13 protein-coding genes and 4 pseudogenes (1 of these 17 only partly in view) are annotated in these 16855 nt (G+C 57.2%); 7 read left to right on the top strand and 10 right to left on the bottom strand.

The features are described from left to right. Positions 1–54: 54 nt before the first annotated feature. Together Q2B33_RS24530 and Q2B33_RS12200 are read left to right on the top strand one after the other, a co-directional pair. Positions 55–246, top strand: a pseudogene (locus tag Q2B33_RS24530) (helix-turn-helix domain-containing protein); the annotation flags it as partial. A gap of 57 nt (positions 247–303) precedes the next feature. Beyond that, positions 304–576, top strand: coding sequence for a hypothetical protein (locus tag Q2B33_RS12200; protein ID WP_300914053.1), 273 nt, complete (start codon positions 304–306; stop codon positions 574–576). A 50-nt stretch (positions 577–626) separates the two neighbouring features. On the opposite strand, the gene Q2B33_RS12195 is transcribed toward Q2B33_RS12200, so the two are convergent. Next, positions 627–1184 (bottom strand): hypothetical protein, encoded by a 558-nt coding sequence (locus Q2B33_RS12195; RefSeq protein WP_300785485.1) that lies wholly within the window; start codon positions 1182–1184, stop codon positions 627–629. A 273-nt stretch (positions 1185–1457) separates the two neighbouring features. On the opposite strand from Q2B33_RS12195, the gene Q2B33_RS12190 reads away from it, so the two are divergent. The 3 genes and pseudogenes from Q2B33_RS12190 to Q2B33_RS12180 all read left to right on the top strand — a co-directional run. Further along, the gene (locus tag Q2B33_RS12190) at positions 1458–2285 is read left to right on the top strand and encodes an Rpn family recombination-promoting nuclease/putative transposase (protein ID WP_300785486.1); all 828 of its coding nucleotides are present in this window, start codon (positions 1458–1460) and stop codon (positions 2283–2285) included. A 13-nt stretch (positions 2286–2298) separates the two neighbouring features. Then, complete coding sequence (locus Q2B33_RS12185) at positions 2299–2499, top strand: hypothetical protein (protein WP_300822768.1); 201 nt, start codon at positions 2299–2301, stop codon at positions 2497–2499. Between the two features lie 225 nt (positions 2500–2724). Continuing rightward, positions 2725–3732 (top strand): annotated as a pseudogene (locus Q2B33_RS12180) (recombinase family protein); the annotation flags it as partial. A 401-nt stretch (positions 3733–4133) separates the two neighbouring features. Here the strand turns inward: Q2B33_RS12180 and Q2B33_RS12175 are convergent. The 7 genes and pseudogenes from Q2B33_RS12175 to Q2B33_RS12145 all read right to left on the bottom strand — a co-directional run. Next, a pseudogene (locus Q2B33_RS12175) lies at positions 4134–4562 on the bottom strand (ABC transporter ATP-binding protein); the annotation flags it as partial. Between the two features lie 16 nt (positions 4563–4578). Then, positions 4579–6147: a glucosyltransferase domain-containing protein gene (locus Q2B33_RS12170; protein ID WP_300571388.1), complete on the bottom strand. Its 1569-nt coding sequence runs from the start codon at positions 6145–6147 to the stop codon at positions 4579–4581. A 153-nt stretch (positions 6148–6300) separates the two neighbouring features. Next, on the bottom strand, positions 6301–6444 hold the full coding sequence (locus tag Q2B33_RS12165; protein WP_300815305.1) for a hypothetical protein: 144 nt from the start codon (positions 6442–6444) through the stop codon (positions 6301–6303). 88 nt (positions 6445–6532) lie between these two features. Continuing rightward, the gene (locus tag Q2B33_RS12160; protein WP_300571390.1) at positions 6533–9106 is read right to left on the bottom strand and encodes a hypothetical protein; all 2574 of its coding nucleotides are present in this window, start codon (positions 9104–9106) and stop codon (positions 6533–6535) included. Positions 9107–9298: 192 nt separating this feature from the next. Beyond that, positions 9299–10801 (bottom strand): MBOAT family protein, encoded by a 1503-nt coding sequence (locus tag Q2B33_RS12155; RefSeq protein ID WP_300571392.1) that lies wholly within the window; start codon positions 10799–10801, stop codon positions 9299–9301. 15 nt (positions 10802–10816) lie between these two features. Continuing rightward, positions 10817–11791: a hypothetical protein gene (locus Q2B33_RS12150; RefSeq protein WP_300571394.1), complete on the bottom strand. Its 975-nt coding sequence runs from the start codon at positions 11789–11791 to the stop codon at positions 10817–10819. 179 nt (positions 11792–11970) lie between these two features. Further along, positions 11971–13461, bottom strand: a complete 1491-nt coding sequence (locus Q2B33_RS12145) for a serine/threonine-protein kinase (protein ID WP_300571396.1) — start codon at positions 13459–13461, stop codon at positions 11971–11973. Positions 13462–13694: 233 nt separating this feature from the next. On the opposite strand from Q2B33_RS12145, the gene Q2B33_RS12140 reads away from it, so the two are divergent. Together Q2B33_RS12140 and Q2B33_RS12135 are read left to right on the top strand one after the other, a co-directional pair. Next, positions 13695–14138, top strand: coding sequence for a helix-turn-helix transcriptional regulator (locus Q2B33_RS12140; protein ID WP_296466044.1), 444 nt, complete (start codon positions 13695–13697; stop codon positions 14136–14138). Beyond that, positions 14138–15208 carry a glycosyltransferase family 52 gene (locus Q2B33_RS12135; RefSeq protein ID WP_296466047.1) on the top strand — a complete coding sequence of 357 codons (1071 nt, stop codon included), beginning with the start codon at positions 14138–14140 and terminating at the stop codon, positions 15206–15208. The genes Q2B33_RS12140 and Q2B33_RS12135 overlap by 1 nt, the downstream gene beginning before the upstream one ends. Positions 15209–15220: 12 nt before the next feature. Here the strand turns inward: Q2B33_RS12135 and Q2B33_RS12130 are convergent, their stop codons facing one another. After that, positions 15221–16636, bottom strand: a complete 1416-nt coding sequence (locus Q2B33_RS12130; RefSeq protein WP_300571400.1) for a S41 family peptidase — start codon at positions 16634–16636, stop codon at positions 15221–15223. A 62-nt stretch (positions 16637–16698) separates the two neighbouring features. Next, positions 16699–16855 (bottom strand): annotated as a pseudogene (locus Q2B33_RS12125) (murein hydrolase activator EnvC); it runs 1142 nt beyond the window's last position.

The following is a 16855-nucleotide window of genomic DNA, read 5'->3' as shown; positions in this document are numbered from 1 at the left end:
TTTTCTTGACATCATTCTTCACAAGTGTTATTCTGAAAATTGAAAGGAGGTGACATGCAGATGACACAAGGAGAACGCGTTAAGGAAATCCGGAAATACCTTAACCTTACACTTGAAAAATTTGGCGAAAAGCTAGGCGTTGGAAAGACTGCCATTTCTAAAATCGAAAAAAATGAACGATCATTAACTGACCAAATGGCAAAATCCATCTGCCGGGAATTCAATGTAAATGAACACTGGCTCCGAACTGGCGAAGGCGATATGCGACTGCCGCCAGACCGCAAGACCGAGATTACCAGGTTCATGAACCAACTGCAGCAGGAGGATGACCATTCCTTCAAGAACCGTCTGGTCTCTGTCCTGGCCGACCTGAAGGAAGAGGAATGGGAATTCCTGGAGCGCAGGATGGAGCAGCTCTATGGAGGCACGGCTGCTGCCATCCAGGAGGCGGTGGAGACACAGGAACCGGAAGACGATGGAGCAGACGCGGATAAAAAAACCGTCCTGAAGACAGTGCCGAAAGCGGACAGATATACCACTTCAGGCACCGGAAACGATGAGAAAGCCGTTGGATAGGCAAAGTCGAACTAATACAGAATAATATTTATATTCCGTCTGCATCCAAGCTAAAGAAAAAGGGGATATTCTATGAATACTGTTCTAGCGTTTTTAGTTCTGATAAGCCTTATATGCATTCCTGTATTTATATTACTCGCTATAATAAAGCTTGTCAGAAAGCAATCTCCAAAAAAGCACTTTATAATATCAGGTGTATCGGCCTTAGTGTTCTTATCCAGTTTCATCGGATTTGGCATCACCATGGATGAACCAGTAACTAATGAGGCTAAATCATATAATGAATCCTCATATGTTGCTATGTCGGCAGAAACTTCTACGCCAGAGCCTGATGTCACTCCAACGCCGAAACCAACGGCTTCGCCTACTCCGAAGCCGACTGCTTCACCCACACCAAAGCCAAGCGCTTCGCCTACCCCAAAGCCGACTTCTTCGCCTACTCCAGAACCAACAGCTTCGCCTACTCCGGAACCAACAGTTCCACCCACACCGGAGCCAACGGCTTCACCTACTCTGGAGCCGACAGCGCCGCCCACACCGGAACCGACCGTCTCACCTACTCTGGCGCCAACAGCTTCACCTGCCCCAGAGCCGACGGTAGCCCCCACCCCAGAACCTCCTTCTGCTGGTTCCCCAGACAATGGTTCAGGTAACAATAATTTTGACACCTATGATAATCCAGAACAGCAGAAGACTGAGGATAGCTATGTATTGAACACCAGTTCCATGAAAATACATTATCCCGGCTGTTCTTCCGTTGCCAAAATAGCTCCAAAGAACTATGCTACATCCAGTGAGTCGGTTGAAGAGTTGAAAGCAAGAGGTTATACTACCTGTGGAAGATGCTTTAAGTAAAATGCTATGAAAAAGGAGCCATCTAAATGAGTCAATTTTTGATGAAACCTAAGATTGATTTCGCCTTTAAGGAAATCATGGCGGACGAAAAGGCCCGCACTGGATTCCTGTCAGCCGTGCTCCACCTGGATCCGGCCGACATCCGGGAGACCAGAATCCTGAATTCCTTCCTGCGGAAGGTGCATGAAGACGACAAGCTGGGGATACTGGATGTGCGGATACTGATGAACGATGATATGGAAATCGACACGGAGATCCAGCTCTCTAAGCTGAATGTCTGGGCTGACCGCTCGCTGTTCTATGTCGCCAAGATGTTCACGGAACAAATCGAGGAGGGGCAGAAATACGATGTGCTGAAGAAGTGCGTCAATATCAGCATCCTTGACTTCGTCCTCTTCCAGGGCGAACCGGAATTCTATTCCTGTTTCCATCTCCTGGAGGACACGCGCCATTTCCTGTACACGGACAAGATGGAGTTCCACGTCATCGAGCTCCCGAAGCTCCCTGCAGGCCCAGTGGAGGGCTGCACCGAACTGGAGCTATGGGCGAAATTCATCAATGCAGAGCGGAAGGAGGAATTCGACATGCTCGCAGAAAAGAACCCTTACATCGACAGCGCCTACAAGCAGCTGCAGGTCATCAGCCAGGACCAGCGGATGCGCATGGAGTACGAGGCCCGGGAAAAGGCCGTCAGGGACTACAACCAGGGCATGTATGAAGCGGAGCAGCGCGGGCGGGAAGAAGGACAACGGCTCAGCCGGGAATCCATTGCAAAAAACATGCTCTCACTAGGGCTTTCAGCAGAGACTATATTCCAGGCTACCGGAGTGCATGTTGACCAGATCCGTAATTGAGGTGGAGAATGCTATGGAACGCATGGAGTACGAGGCCCGGGAAAAGGCCGTCAGGGACTACAACCAGGGCATGTATGAAGCGGAGCAGCGCGGGCGGGAAGAAGGACAACGGCTCAGCCGGGAATCCATTGCAAAAAACATGCTCTCACTAGGGCTTTCAGCAGAGACTATATTCCAGGCTACCGGAGTGCATGTTGACCAGATCCGTAATTGAGGATGATGCCGATTTCCGGAAACGGCTGATGAAAGAATTCGGTATCTGATTAGTCATAACAAAAGGCAGCTGCCCTGCAAGACAGCCGCCCCTGTTGCATCCTATGCAGCACATGGCTTCCGCCAGTGGTAGAATAGCGCTTCACAATCTCTATTCTACCACAAAGCCGTGCTGCTGCATAGCTTTATTTTTATACTTATTTTCAGGTAGAAAGAAGGTATCCTTATGTATTTCAACAATGGCAACCCCGATCTATACGGCCTCCGTGCCGTGAAGTACATCCGCTGCAGCCATGACGACCAGGTGCTGCACGGCGACACGCTGGACGCGCAGAATGCGATCCTTGACGAATTCATCACCATGAACCGGATGCAGCTTGTCGATACGTTCATCGATGAAGCCTTGACCGCCAGGAAGAAGTTCACGAAGCGGAAGGAATTCGTCCGGCTGCTGGACGGCGTGAAACGGCATGACTTCGACCTTATAATCTTCACGAAGCTGGACAGATGGTTCCGGAACATCGGCGACTACCACCGCATACAAGAGATCCTGGATGCCAATGGCGTACAGTGGAAGGCCGTCACGGAGTCCTATGATACCACGACTACGAACGGACGTCTGTACATCAATATCCGCCTGTCAGTGGCACAGGATGAATGCGACCGGGACAGCGACCGGATAAAGGACGTGTTCGAGTACAAGCTGCGGAACAAGACATATCTGTCGGGAAGCCTTCCCCGGGGCCTGAAGCTGGATGCGGAAAAGCATGTCGTCATCGATGACGAATGGAAGCAGTTCGCCCTTGACATGTTCGACCATTTTGAAGCAACGAACTCAAAGCGCGGCACCCTGCTTTATCTGAAGGAGAAGTATGGCATGTATCTGTGCTATGACACGATTGCGAGGAATCTGCGGAATACGCTTTACAAAGGGGAGTATCGTGGTGATGCGGACTTCTGCCAGGCTCTGATCCCGCCGGAACGCTTCGACCGCATCCAACAGCTCGCGAAGCGCAATGTCCGGCAGCGCCACACGAACCGCACGTATATTTTCACAGGGCTTCTGGTATGCGCTTCATGTAGGCACTACCTCGTGGGCCAGACATCGTACAGGATCCTGGCTGACGGCACTGAACGGGTCTACCCTTTGTACAGATGCAACCGACGATACCAATCGCATAGCTGCAGCCACAGCCGCAATTATCGTGAAGAGCATGTGGAAAAATATCTTCTCGCGCACATCCGCCCCGCCCTGTCCGAGTATATAGCGGAATATGAAGTCAACGGCTGCAGCCCTGCCCAAAAGAGTCCTGCTGCCGAAGCTGCCAAGATACAGAAAAAGCTGAAGAAGCTGTATGACCTTTTCATGGATGACCTGATAGACAAGGAATCGTACCGTAGGGAATATGAATCGCTCCAGGCGAAGCTTTCCGAAGCGAAGTCTGCCGCCGATGCTCCACACCGCAATCTGGCCGACCTGAAGAGTATTCTTTCCCAAGGCTACGAAGAGATATATCAGACATTCTCCCCGACAGAAAAAATGCTTTCTGGAAGTCTTTTGTCCAGTCTGTTCTTATGTATGAGGACGGAAGCATGGACATCACTTTTTTATAATCCTGTTTTTACTAACCATGCATTCCCCGTGGGCTCATCGGCCAGGACGATGGCCGGTTTGGCGATCAGGGCGCGGGCAATGGCGACACGCTGCTGCTGTCCGCCGGAAAGGTTATTCGGCATATTCTGCAGTTTATCTTGAAGTGCCAGCATCCCCACGATCTCATCCATGAACTTCTTGTCTGCCGCATCTCCGTCCAGTTCCACAGGCAGGACAATGTTCTCATAGACATTCAGGATTGGGACAAGGTTATAGTTCTGGAAGATAAAGCCGATGTTGCGGCGGCGGAAGATGGTCAGCTCCTCGTCGCACTTTTGCGCCAGCTCATCCCCGCGGACAATAACACTGCCGGAGGTAGGCGTATCCAGCCCGCCCATCATGTTGAGCAGGGTGGATTTACCGCTGCCGGAGGTTCCGACAATCGCCACAAACTCACCCTGTTCCACAGAATAAATTGCTGATATTTCAATACTCCGCCACCTTCACCACCACAATATCCCCAACCCGCCGGATGAATCCCTCCTCCGGATACGACGGCATGTCCCGCACCGTTTCGTTCCCGTAGAGCGCGCCATAGTCCCCGGAGGAGCACATGGTGAGGTTCGCCCCGCACAGGTAGGAGAATACCCCCTGCCACGAACGCCTGGTGCAGGAGGGCTCATTGTACCAGCCGCCGAAATGGGCATACATATTGGAGCCCTCATACAGCCGGGATACCGCGAAGAGGCTATTGTAGGCCGGCACTCCCACCACGCAGTATTCCAGCTCCGAATCCAGGCAGCCCTCCTGGTCCAGACGATGCAGGATTCCTTCCGCCATGGTAACCGTCGCCCTCTGGCCCTCCAGCAGCGCCTGCTGGTCGATCTGTATCTGATAGATGCTGCCGTAGAGGGCTACCCCCAGCAGCAGGACCGTCAGCCTGCGGAGCCAGGCGCAAAATACGCCCCGGAATCCTGTCTGCGCCATGACGCACAGCAGAACAGGCATGCAGGAAGCCATGGAGACCGTCATCAGCACGCTGACCTCCGCCGCCGTGACGATCAGCAGCACCATGTTGCAGGCCACCGGAATCATGCTTAGCAAAAACAGGCCAAGCACCGCCTTCCACCTGTCCTCCCGGAAAAGCCGTACAAGGCCGTAGACAAAAAACAGGCCAAAAAGCCCCAGAACCGCATACAGAAGCGGCGTTCCCCGGAACATGTCCAAGATAAAGCCCTCTTCTCCGAAATATCTGAAAAACTCCCTGTAAGCCCTGGCGATGCTGTCCGGGAGGTACTTGACCGTGTTAGGCAGAGAATACCGCTCGGCGCCCATGTAGCCGGACAGCTCCAGATGGAAGACCGCCAAGTGGAGGCGCAGCGCCGCCACATACAGGATGCCTCCCAGCATCCCCATCCCCGCTGCCCTGGCCATATCCGTGAGGACATTTCTCAGGCTCACGCTCTCTTTATACAACGAAAAGAGAAAATAGCCCAGCAGCGCCATACAGATACAGCCCAGATAGGCCTGGTAAAGCCCCATGGAACAGGCCAGGAGCATCCCCCCTGAAACAATCGGCAGCGCTCTGCCCTTCCCCTTGACCAGAATCCATACCGCCAGCATCCCCAGCAGAAACGCCAGCCCATAGGAGGGCGATGTGAAACGGTATGTCAGCGAGCTGCATATCGCCACACTGCCTGTGAACAGCATGGCCGCCAGATATCCCGCCTTTCTTCTTCCCATGCAGAACACATCCAGCAGGAATATCAGCCCCAGGGAATAGAGGGACAATGTAATCAGGGACGTCAACGGATCCGTGCTGATGCCAAAGTGCAGCCTGTCCAGATACAGCAGGAGCCATCTTCCCAGAGTCAGGGACCACCTTCCCGCCTTGTAATAGCTGTATTCCCATATGCCGTCATTGGAATTTACCAACTGGTGTGCCATCAACAGGTAGTACAGTGCCACCGAAAAAAGCATGCTGCCCGCAAATACAGGCAGATATTTTTTCAGCCCCTTCAGTTCCCTGCCGGTCTCTATCATGAAATTCTTCATCCCGTTCCCCATTCTTCCTTTCCCTTCTATAATCATCGGGCCGCGGCCTATCGGAAATCCCTGCCGCCCAGTCAATTATAGCAGAAACCCGGGGAGATTGCACTACCGTTTCTCCATATGGCGTTACATGCATTACATAGTCCGTTCCCTGATTTACACCCCAATCCCCGTCCGCCCCGCCCGGCACCAGGGGATGGCGGTACGCCGTTTCCCATGGCCCCTCACTCCGCCGCCTCCCACACGAGCACAGTCCTGGGGCAGCCCATAATAATATTTCCCTGAAATCCATCCACCCATGCCCTCTGCGCAGACAAAAAATACCGGATGTCTTTGCCCTAAAATACAGACAAAAACATCCGATATCACATTCATCCTCTACTCCTGCCTATCTGCGTTCCCGCTTCCATACCCGGCTCCCCGCAAGCAGGGTGGCTGCTGCCACGCCGCAGAGCACTGCCAGCAGCGCCGCCGTGGAAAATCCTGCGGAAGCCTCCTGTCCTGTCTGGGGCGACAGAGGGGCATTCTGGGCAGCCGCGCCGTTCTGGGCGTTGCCTGTCCCCTGGTTGTTTCCGCCGCCGTTCCCGTTGCTTCCGTTGTTCCCATTATTCCCGTTGTTCTCGCCGCCGTCGCTCTTCTTCTCTCCAAACAGGAAGGTGCTGAAATGGGTCACCGTAAATGTGACGGTTCCGTCGCCGTTGTCCCTAAAGCTCACATCCTCCCCCTGTCCGTCCTGGGAATAGTGTACGATTGTCAGCTTCCCCACGCTCAGCCCAGCGGGCACCGGCATGGTGATGGTCACCGGCATCTTCAGCTCGTGCAGGGAAGTCTCCCCGTTCTTCAGGCTGATGTCCAGCTGCACGCTCCCTGCGTATCTGTTGGAGGGCACGTCCACCCTGTTCTCAGGCTTGGCCACATCCACCTGCAGCGATATGGCGCTGGCATCCGCAGCATTCAGCCCTGCTCCCGCTATGCTGACCCTGGACGCGTCCAACAGGGCTCCCGCCGCTTCCGTCACCACAGGCGCTGCCACCGTCACGCCCTTCTGCTCCGTATAAATCTGTTCCAGCTCCTTCACCTGATTCAGCACATTGGCGTCTGTCTGCATGGCCACGGCGATTTCCGAGAGTTTGACTTTATCGGTCAATCCTTTCAGCGCCGCTGCCGCGTCGCCTCCCTGCTGCGCCTGGGAGAGGACTTCCTGAAGGGCGCTGCCCACGGTTTCCGCGGTGGTCCTGGTATCATAGATTCCGGATCTGGTCCCGTCGCCATTGGCGCAGGCATCGATATCGTCGCTGAGGGCCCTGATTATGACATAATACTGTCCGGGCCCGTTGCTGCTTATGGCACCGGAAAAGTCCGCTTCCGTGAACTTGCCGGGAGAGGTGTACATGGAATAGGTGCTGATGCCGTAGGGATACTGGCTGTCCATCTCCACTTTATGCAGCTCCGCCCAATAGCCCACGGCTCCGTCCACCAGATCCCAGCGGAACACGCCGGGCCTGTTCGAATCCCAGGCTCCCGTCACGTTCCCAAGCTTCCGCTCCGGCTTCGTATATGTCTTCTCCACCCACTGGGACCAATCGCTGGCCTTATGGCTGCCGTCCTCCAGCTTGTACCATGCGCGTAGGCGGAATCTGTACGTCCCGCTCTCCAGGATCCTGGCCCTTGTCATATAGGCATCATATTCTCTTTTCTCTACCCGGGTGGAGCCGAACCATTCCCATTTTCCGCTGGCTTCGTCCAGCTTCTCAGCCGCCAGGTCATACACCCGTATTCCAGCCTGGGTCCAGGAGACATTCCAGGCATTGGGGGCATTATAGCCGTCTCCGGCCCAGCCCCACTGAGGGACGGGGGCCGCATACTCTCCGGAGGCTGTCCCATTGACCTCGGACTTGGCCTTATCTCCGTTGGCGCAGGCATCGATATCACCGCTCAGCGCCCAGACCTTTGCATAATACCTTCCCACGCCGGAATATGCCAAGGTGCCGGAATAATCAACCTGCATCTTCCCGTTGAACTCGCTGCTGTACCCAATCAGTCTGTCGGACGCTGCATCATACAGCTCCGTCATGTATCCGTAGGCACCCTCCACCGGATTCCAGCAAATCAGGCCGGGATTCGCCTCGTCCCACCAGCATTCCACTGTGGCCAGCTGCTTCTCCGGTTTCGTATAGGTCCTGCTCTCCGACCACTGGGACCACTCGCTGGAACGCGCATCGTTCTCCCGGTCCAGAGCCTTCGCCCTGAACCTGAACATGGCCCCGTTCTCATCCGTTCCGATGTGAAACTGCATGCTCATATTGTAGATGACGGAGCCTGTTCCCATCTGACTCGGATTGTGGACAACGAACATCTCCCAGGTATTTCCGCCGTCCCTGCTTATCTGGGACTCGAATCCATACATACCGTTTGTCCCTTCCACAGCGGGCCAGGAAGGCATCCACCCTTCCCACTTTATCACAGGCGTGGCCAGCTTCCCTGTCTGCCCGGAGTCGCCGTCCTCACCGCCGGATACATTGTTCCCGCTCCCTGTGATGCCGGAGCCGGGCCCCTCGCCCTCGCCGCCGGATACATTGTTCCCGCTCCCCGTGATGCCGGAGCCGGGCCCCTCGCTCTCGCCGCCGGACACATTGTTCCCGCTTCCCGTGACGCCGGATGTCCCTTCATCGCTTCCGTCCCCGGAGCCGGGTGCCTCTTCCCCTGCCTCCGGCGCGCTTCCATCCGCTTCCGATGTCCCGGGCACAGCCGCTGCGTTTCCATCCCCCTCCGGGGCCGCTTCTCCCGCGCCGTCGGCATCGGACGCTGCGCCATCACCTGACGCCGCGGCATCCGTCCCCGCCATGACCGCGGCCTTCATCGCCCCCGGTTCCGCAGCCCACACCGTCCCCACGCTGCCCTGCAGCCCCACAAAGGCTGCCAGCGCCAGGATGCCGATGCTTTTCAACACCTTTTTCTTCATCTTCCACCATACTCCTTTCGATTGCCATCATCCGTGAATCCGCGCCTTCCCGGAACTGAAAGCGCGCCTTCTCCATGACATTGTAAACGATGCCTGTCCATTTTGGGTATGCTGCCGGCAGAATCTGGCAGATTTTTCCCCACTCTTTCCAAATCCGCCGCCATTCCGCTTCCCTCCCCTCCCGTGTACATCTCAAAACTGGAAATAAATGAACGCAGAAGCGTCATAAGTAGGCCCGTAGACCCCGAAGACCAGAACGGAGAAGACAATCATATAATATACCATCCACCGGAACCACACGTTCTGCCTGGCCAGCGCCGCCTTGAAATCCACTCCCCGCTTCTTCCCGTAATCCACCAGCATCAGCGCCGCCAGCCCCAGCAGCATGACGAAGAAATCCTTCTCCGACAGCGCCATGGTCTGGATGCCCAGCAGATTGTCCGGGCTGAAGAACCCGTACAGCCCGATATTGCGCATCCCATGGGCAAGCATCCCCAGAGCCGCTGCAAGGCTCTCCGCCCGGAAGAACAGCCAGGCGAAATCCACCAGCCCGAAGGTCACAAGGCCCTGGAGCAGACGGTGGCTCCCGCAGTCCCTCCGGACATGCAGCCCCTCTCCCAGCCTCTGCCGCAGCGCCCCGGTCAGGTCCCCCGCCACCTGGTACAGGCCGTTGAGCAGCCCCCAGGCCACGAAATTCCATCCCGCGCCATGCCACAGCCCGCTGGCCCCGAAGGTCAGCAGGAGGTTGCGGTACTTCCTGGCCCTGCCCCGGCGGTTCCCGCCCAGGGGAATGTACACATAGTCCCGGAACCATGTGGTCAGGGAGATATGCCAGCAGCGCCAGAACCCGCTCACCGTGGTGGCGAAGTAAGGGCTCCTGAAATTCTTGGTCAGCGTAAAGCCCATCACCCTGGCAGCCCCTACCGCGATGTCGGAGTACCCCGCGAAATCGCAGTAGATCTGGAAGGCGAACAGAACCGTGGCCAACAGGATCTGCAGCCCGGAATAACCCGTGTAATCGCCGTACACCCCGTCCACCAGAATGGCGATGCGGTCCGCAATCACCAGCTTCTGGAAAAAGCCCCATCCCATCAGGAGCAGCCCGTCCTTCACCCTTCCGTAATCGAACCTGTGTGGTTCCCGGAGCTGATGCAGGAGATTTTTGCTGCGCTCGATGGGCCCTGCCACCAACTGGGGGAAAAAGGACAGGAACAGGGCATAGCGCAGGAAATTCCTCTCCGCCGCCACCTCCCCCCGCCGGACGTCCGCCAGATAGCCGATGGCCTGGAAGGTGTAGAACGAGATGCCCACAGGCAGCAGCACGTCAAAGGCGGGCAGCTCCAGCTCCACATGCGCCAAGGCGAACAGCCCCTTCACGCTGTCCGCCGCGAACCCGTAATATTTGAAGAAGAACAGAATCCCCAGGTTCAGCGCCACGCAGCCCGCCAGGCACCACCTCCCTGCCCTCCCCCGCCCCTTTCCGGGCCGCTGCCTTCTCGCGGAGAGGAACAGGGCGCTGCCCCAGGTGCTCACGGTGGAGAGCAGGATCAGGATGGCGTACTCCGGATTCCAGCTCATATAGAAATAATAGCTGGCCGCCAGCAGCCACAGATGCTTCGCCCGCCGGGGAACCAGAAAATACGCCAGCGCAACGATTGGGAAAAAAATCAGAAAACTACCGGAATGAAATAACACTGCCCCTTCCCCCCATCACTCTTTTTCCTGCCCGTAGAGCGTCTCCATGACGAACTCGGTGACCTTTTCCGCGCCTTTGCCGTTGAGGTGATGATAGCCGTTGAAGGCATCCTCAAAGTCCTCCGCCTCCAGGCCGATCTCATCGTAATGGAGGTTGCAGTCCAGAAAGGGCACCTCCTCGATTCCGGCCAGGGCGGAGATCTGTTCCGTGCAGCTGGCATAGTTGATGGAGCGGATATACTCATCGTACATGGGGGCCATGACCACGTACAGCGGAATCCCCTCCTTGCGGCAGAGCCCGGCCAGCTTGCTGAAATGGAGCTGATTGGTCTCCGATACGGCCCACCCGGTGGGGTCATACGCCGCTTCCCGGTACTTCTCGGCCGTCTCCCGGGACATGGAGGTCCGGCTGGGGCGGAAGGAGGAATACTCCCGCACCCCTCTGGTGAAGAACTCCAGGTTCGAATTGAGCACCCCCACATCCGCCCAGTTGCCGTGGCATCTGGCTATGGGGAACAGGGCGTACCCCCAGTTGCGCACCTGGTACTGCTCCATCACGGCCTCCAGCTTTGGAAGCCCCATGCGCATGCCGTCGATATTGGACTCCTTCTTCCAGTCCCGGTCAGGGGTATCGCCGTCCCTAAAGTTATTGTTGCCATTCAGGGAGATGGCTTCCAGGATGACCGCTTCCGGCCTCTGGTAGCGCAGGGCCTCTTTTACATTGAAATAGGCCTGCACCGTGTTCTGGGAGTTGGTGGCCAGGATATAGCAGCTCTTCCCCGTCATCCGGGAGACGACCTCCGGGTCGAAGGTGGAATAGGCATGGCTGCTGCCCACCACCAGAATCTGGGCCTCCCCCTCCTCCAATGCGTAGAATCGCTGCCATGTGCGTATGATGTCGTTTGGCGGATACAGCAATACCGTCGTCAGCCGCAGTCCTGCCAGCAGGAGCAGCACGAACAGCAGCCCTTTCAGAATCGTTTTCCTCAAATGACCATCCCCCTTACCCTTGTCCGGCCGGATTCCTCCGGGCCCATTGGATATTCCATATCATAATAAGGGATTTTCTGTCATTCGTGGTCTGCTGCCAGCAGACATTTGGCCCGGAGGGCAAAAAAGAAGCCGCCGCAGATATCCCCTGCGGCAGCCTCTCAGACCTTCTTCAACTCCTATTCTAACGGTGTAGCCAACAGCCATGGACTGTAGTATTCCTCCGGCGCGGGATCCGGCATGGGGCTGGAGGAATATTCGTTGGGCCGCGAGGAATATACCTGGACGGTAAACCGATATTTTTTGTCCGGCCCCGGTACTAGATACTCTGCCGGGATGGAAATCCCTCCATATCCCTTCTCCTCAATCTGGCTCTTCGGCCAGGTATTGTTCATCACATAAGCGCCTGTCTCGTCGTAAAACGTCACATTGAAGAAATCAGCATCCTCGTAATCGTCAAGATTGTCCCATACGGCGAAATGGCGCTTTCTGTCATCGATTTCATACATCCTCCACGCAAGCCCTGTGGGGGCGGGCAGCGGAGGCGCCGATTCCCCGGTATACTCGAACGCCTCCGACACCACGAAAGGGCTGTCAGCATACCGGACGCCGTCCCCTTCAGCCGCCACTGTAAAATAATAGAATCCGTTCTCCCCCAGGCTGGGCGTCACGTTCCATACCAGCTCTCCGTTGTCCATGACGTCTCCGGCGAACCTTACGACCTCCTCATGGAACCAGCCCTCCTCATCCACATCCGGCGCATCCGCCGTATCCCTTCTGTACAGCCGCAGCAGATACCGGGCTTCGTTCCCTTCGCCCGCACCTGGCACACTGCCCCAGGCGACGCTGCCTGTCTCCCCCCGCCAGTGGGGATTTCCCGGCACGGACAGGACGACCAGTCCAGCCCCCCCGTCCCGGTTTTCAGCCTGCTGCCCGTCCCGCAGCGCAGGCAGCCCCACTGCGCAGAGCCCCAGGAGCGCTGCCAGGACTACCGCTGCCGTCCACAGCCCTCTGCGCCCCCCCGGGAAAAAGGCCTGCCGCACCTCCCGCACCGACTGGTAACGCTTTTCCGGATCCAGGTTCATGCATTTGCGTATGACCTTTTGATAGCGCGGCTTCCGGATCGATTCTCCCAGAAGGTGCTCCAATGTCACCCCCAGCGCATAGATGTCCGCCCGCTCGTCCGTCTGGGCAAAGCCGTACTGCTCCGGCGGTGCGAAGCCCCTGGTGCCCAGCAGCCTGGTATCCTGCTCTGCCCCTTCTCTGGGCGTGCGGGCAGCGTCGAAGTCGATGAGGCACACATGGCCCTCCGACCTCAGGAGGATGTTGGAGGGCTTGATGTCCCGGTGGATGATGCCTTTTCCGTGCAGGAACTCCAGCACGGCGCACAGCTCCCTGACCACCTGCCGGAACTGCTTTTCCGACAGCTCTGCGGCGCCGGAGCTCTGGCCTTCTATATATTCTTCGATTACGGAAGTGAAGTCATCGGAGACCATGACCTCATACAGCTTCGGCAGATTGGGATGGGGGCATTCCTGCAGCATCCGGTAAACCTCATGCCGTCCTTTCAGCCTCTTCCGCACATAGGCCTGTGACCCTCCCTTTTCCCGCACCAGATGCACCGTGCTCTTTTCGCTCTGCTTCAGCAGCCTTATCTCTTCATATTCCATATTTATCCTCCGCTCCCTGCAGATGGAAAACTGTGTTTTCCGGATTGTCCTGCAGCCACCCTTCTGGTATAATAATATCATGGGCTTCCCTTCCGGGTCAATATTATATACTGCGCACCGATTAAATTTGCAGTGCGACCCGACTGCAGGCCGCCAGCCAGGTACTTTCCCGGAGACACCACTGTAAATCCTGGCAGTCTGCAGTATAGCACACAGACCGAAAGAGAGACAATATGGAAACGAAAACTACCGATGAACTGAAACATGAGATCAGGGCCGCGACGGCGATTGAAGACTATCTGAAGAGCAACCGGGATAACCTGAACCTGCGCAGCCTCCCCGAGCACCTGGCATTCCTGCTGTCCCGCAAGGGCATCAGCAAGGCGGAGGTGGTGCGCGGCTCCCTGCTGAGCCGGGCCTATGTGTACCAGATTTTTTCCGGGGAGAAGACGCCCTCCCGGGACAGGCTGATCGCCCTGGCCTTCGGCATGGGACTTTCCGAGGATGAGGCCCAGTCGCTGCTGAAGGTGTCGAAGAACCGGGAGCTGTATGCGAGGGATGAACGGGATGCCGTCATTTTGTTCGCGCTGCAGCGCGGACAGTCTATCCTGGCGGCAAACGAGCTGCTGTTCGAGCATGGTTTCAAGACGCTGGGGGTGCCGGAGGAATTTGTCTGATGAGAGAGAGAATCTATGTCTGCCATACCTATTACCACGTATACGTCACCTTCCTGAAGGAGCTGGCCCTCCCCCGGGAGAAGAGGGGACAGGCCACTCTGGTGCTCAGCAGAATGTCCAATGACTTTGAGGAGCTGGGGAGCCGGGTGGAGTCCACGGGACTCTTTGAACAGGTGATGGAATTCGATGAAAAGCGGGAGGATTTCTTCCCGGAGCTGGTGAAGCTCCGCAATGCGGGCCGCGGCTTCCTGGGCCATCTGTGGAGCCGGATCCGCTTTACCAGGCTCTACGCGAAGCTGGAGGAGCCCTATGTGCCGGTGGATTTCCGCGACTACGGGGACATCTACGTGTACTGCGACTCCGACCCCATCGGCTATTATCTGAACCAGAAGAAAATCCCCTACCATGCGGTGGAGGACGGGCTGAACTGCCTGAAGAACTTCGATGCCGCCCGCTATGACAACAGGGGGCACTTTGGCCTGAAGGCATTCCTGTCCAGGAAGCTGAACCTGATCTTCGTACAGAACGGCTACGGAAAATACTGCATCGATATGGAGGTGAACGACATCTCCGCCATCCGCTATCCCTGCCCTCAGTATATCCAGCAGCCCAGGCAGGCCCTGGTGGACAGGCTGACATCGGAAGACAAAGCATTGATACTGCGGGCCTTCATCCGGGACATGGACAGCCTGCAGGCCCAGATAGACGCGGGCAATGGCATGGAGGACAAAATCCTCATACTCACGGATCCCCTGTGCACCCTGGACGTGAGGGAGCGGATCTTCCGGGACATCATCCGCATGTATGAAAAGGAGGGCACGATCTTCCTCAAACCCCATCCCAGGGACACCCTGGACTACCGCGGCATATTCGCCCAGTACCCGCAGTTCGATGCCACGGTGCCCATGGAGATGCTGAACTTCTTCCCGGGGCTGCGGTTCAAGAAGGTGGTGGGCGTCCTGACGGAGGTCAAGGGCATCCGGTTCGCGGACGAGGCCGTGCGGCTTGGCCCTGATTTCCTGGACGCCTATGAGGACCCCCTGATCCACAGGCAGAACGAGCAGATATGAGCCCCTTCTTCCCTACTCTTCCATAAGGCCTCTGAGCACTTCCCTGGCCTTCTCCAGCTGATTGTCCGGGTGCTCCTCGCTGCCGTAGTAGGCCTCGCCGTCAAATTCGCAGACCACATCCGGCTCAATGCCCAGGCCGTGGATATTGTTGCCGTTTGGCGTGTAGTAGGCGCTGATCGTGACCTTCACCGCAGAGCCGTCCCGGAAGGGGATGATCTGCTGCACGATGCCCTTGCCGAAGGTGGTGGTGCCCACCAATGTCCCCAGCTTGTAGTCCTTGATGGCTCCGGCCATGATCTCCGCCGCGCTGGCAGAGTTCATGTCTATCAGCACCACCAAAGGCACCTCCAGCTCCTTGTCGCCCTCGCAGGTGTATTCCGCCCGCTTTCCGTTCTTGTCCTCCGTGTATACGATCAGCCCCTCGGGCAGAATCATCTGCGCCATCTCCACCACGGCGCTGAGGCTCCCGCCCGGGTTCCCCCGCAGATCCAGGATCAGCCCCTTCATGTCGGATTCCCGCACGGAGGCAAGCGCTTCCTCGAACTGTTTCACGGACACATCGTCGAACTCCGTCAACTGGATATAGGCCATGCCGTCCTCCAGCATCTCATGCTCCACGGTGGGGGTCTCCACCTTCCTGCGGGTGACCTTGACCTCCAGGTAGTCGGACTCCCCCTCCCTGACGATGGTCAGGGTCACTTCCGTATTCTCCGGCCCCTTGATCAGGGACACGGCCTCCGTCAGGCTCAGTCCGTAGGTGGATTCCCCGTCCACCTCATAGATCAGGTCATTGGCTCGAAGGCCCACCTCCTCCGCAGGCGCTCCCTCTATGACCCCGCTGATCTTCGGCAGGCCGGTGGCGGTATCCTGACTGACATACGCGCCCACACCGTAGTAGATGCCCTCCGTCTGCTCCATCAGCGCGGTCAGCTCCTCCGCGGTATAATACTCGGAGTAGGGATCCCCCAACGCCTGGAGCATCCCTCTGTAGATGCCGTCCTGGAGCTCTTCCTCCGTCACGTCATGGAGATAGAAATAATTGTCGATGGTATTCTCCAGGGTCTGCATCTTGTTCAGCACAGAGGCGTCGATGGCGGAGCCTTCCAGGAACGAGGGCCCCCCGGAGGCGGCGTTCTTCATGCTCTGGCCGGACTCCACCGCATTCTGGACATAGAGCCCCAGATAGCAGATGGCCAGTATCAGGAGCGCCCCCGAGATCCCCGTGACCAGGCCGATCAGGAACAGGCCCTTCCCGCTGCCCCGCTCTCCCCTGGGCCTCCTGCCCGTTCCGGGCATATAACCTCCGGCGGAGGCGCCGTTCCCCGGCGGCCTTCCGTAGCAATCCTGCCCGGCAGCCATCCCTGTCCCGGCATCCGCACCTGTCCCGGAGCCGGAGATATTGTCAAAATACCTTTGATTCTCGTCCATGCTATTCCCTCCTATCGAAAGCCGCTCCCCCTCCGCGGCCTGCGTTCCAATCCAATCCTTCATCACTGGCTCAGATATCCCCATGGCGACACATAGGAGCCGTTGAGCCGCACGCTGAAATGGAGATGGCTGCCCGTGGAGCGGCCCGTGCTGCCCACAGCGGCTATGGTGTCGCCCTTTGCCACCACGTCCCCCTCCCGCACCACGGCCTCCCCCCGC

This window comes from uncultured Acetatifactor sp. (assembly GCF_948601915.1).
GTDB lineage: Bacteria > Bacillota > Clostridia > Lachnospirales > Lachnospiraceae > Acetatifactor.
This window is presented reverse-complemented; position numbering and strand designations above follow the sequence as displayed.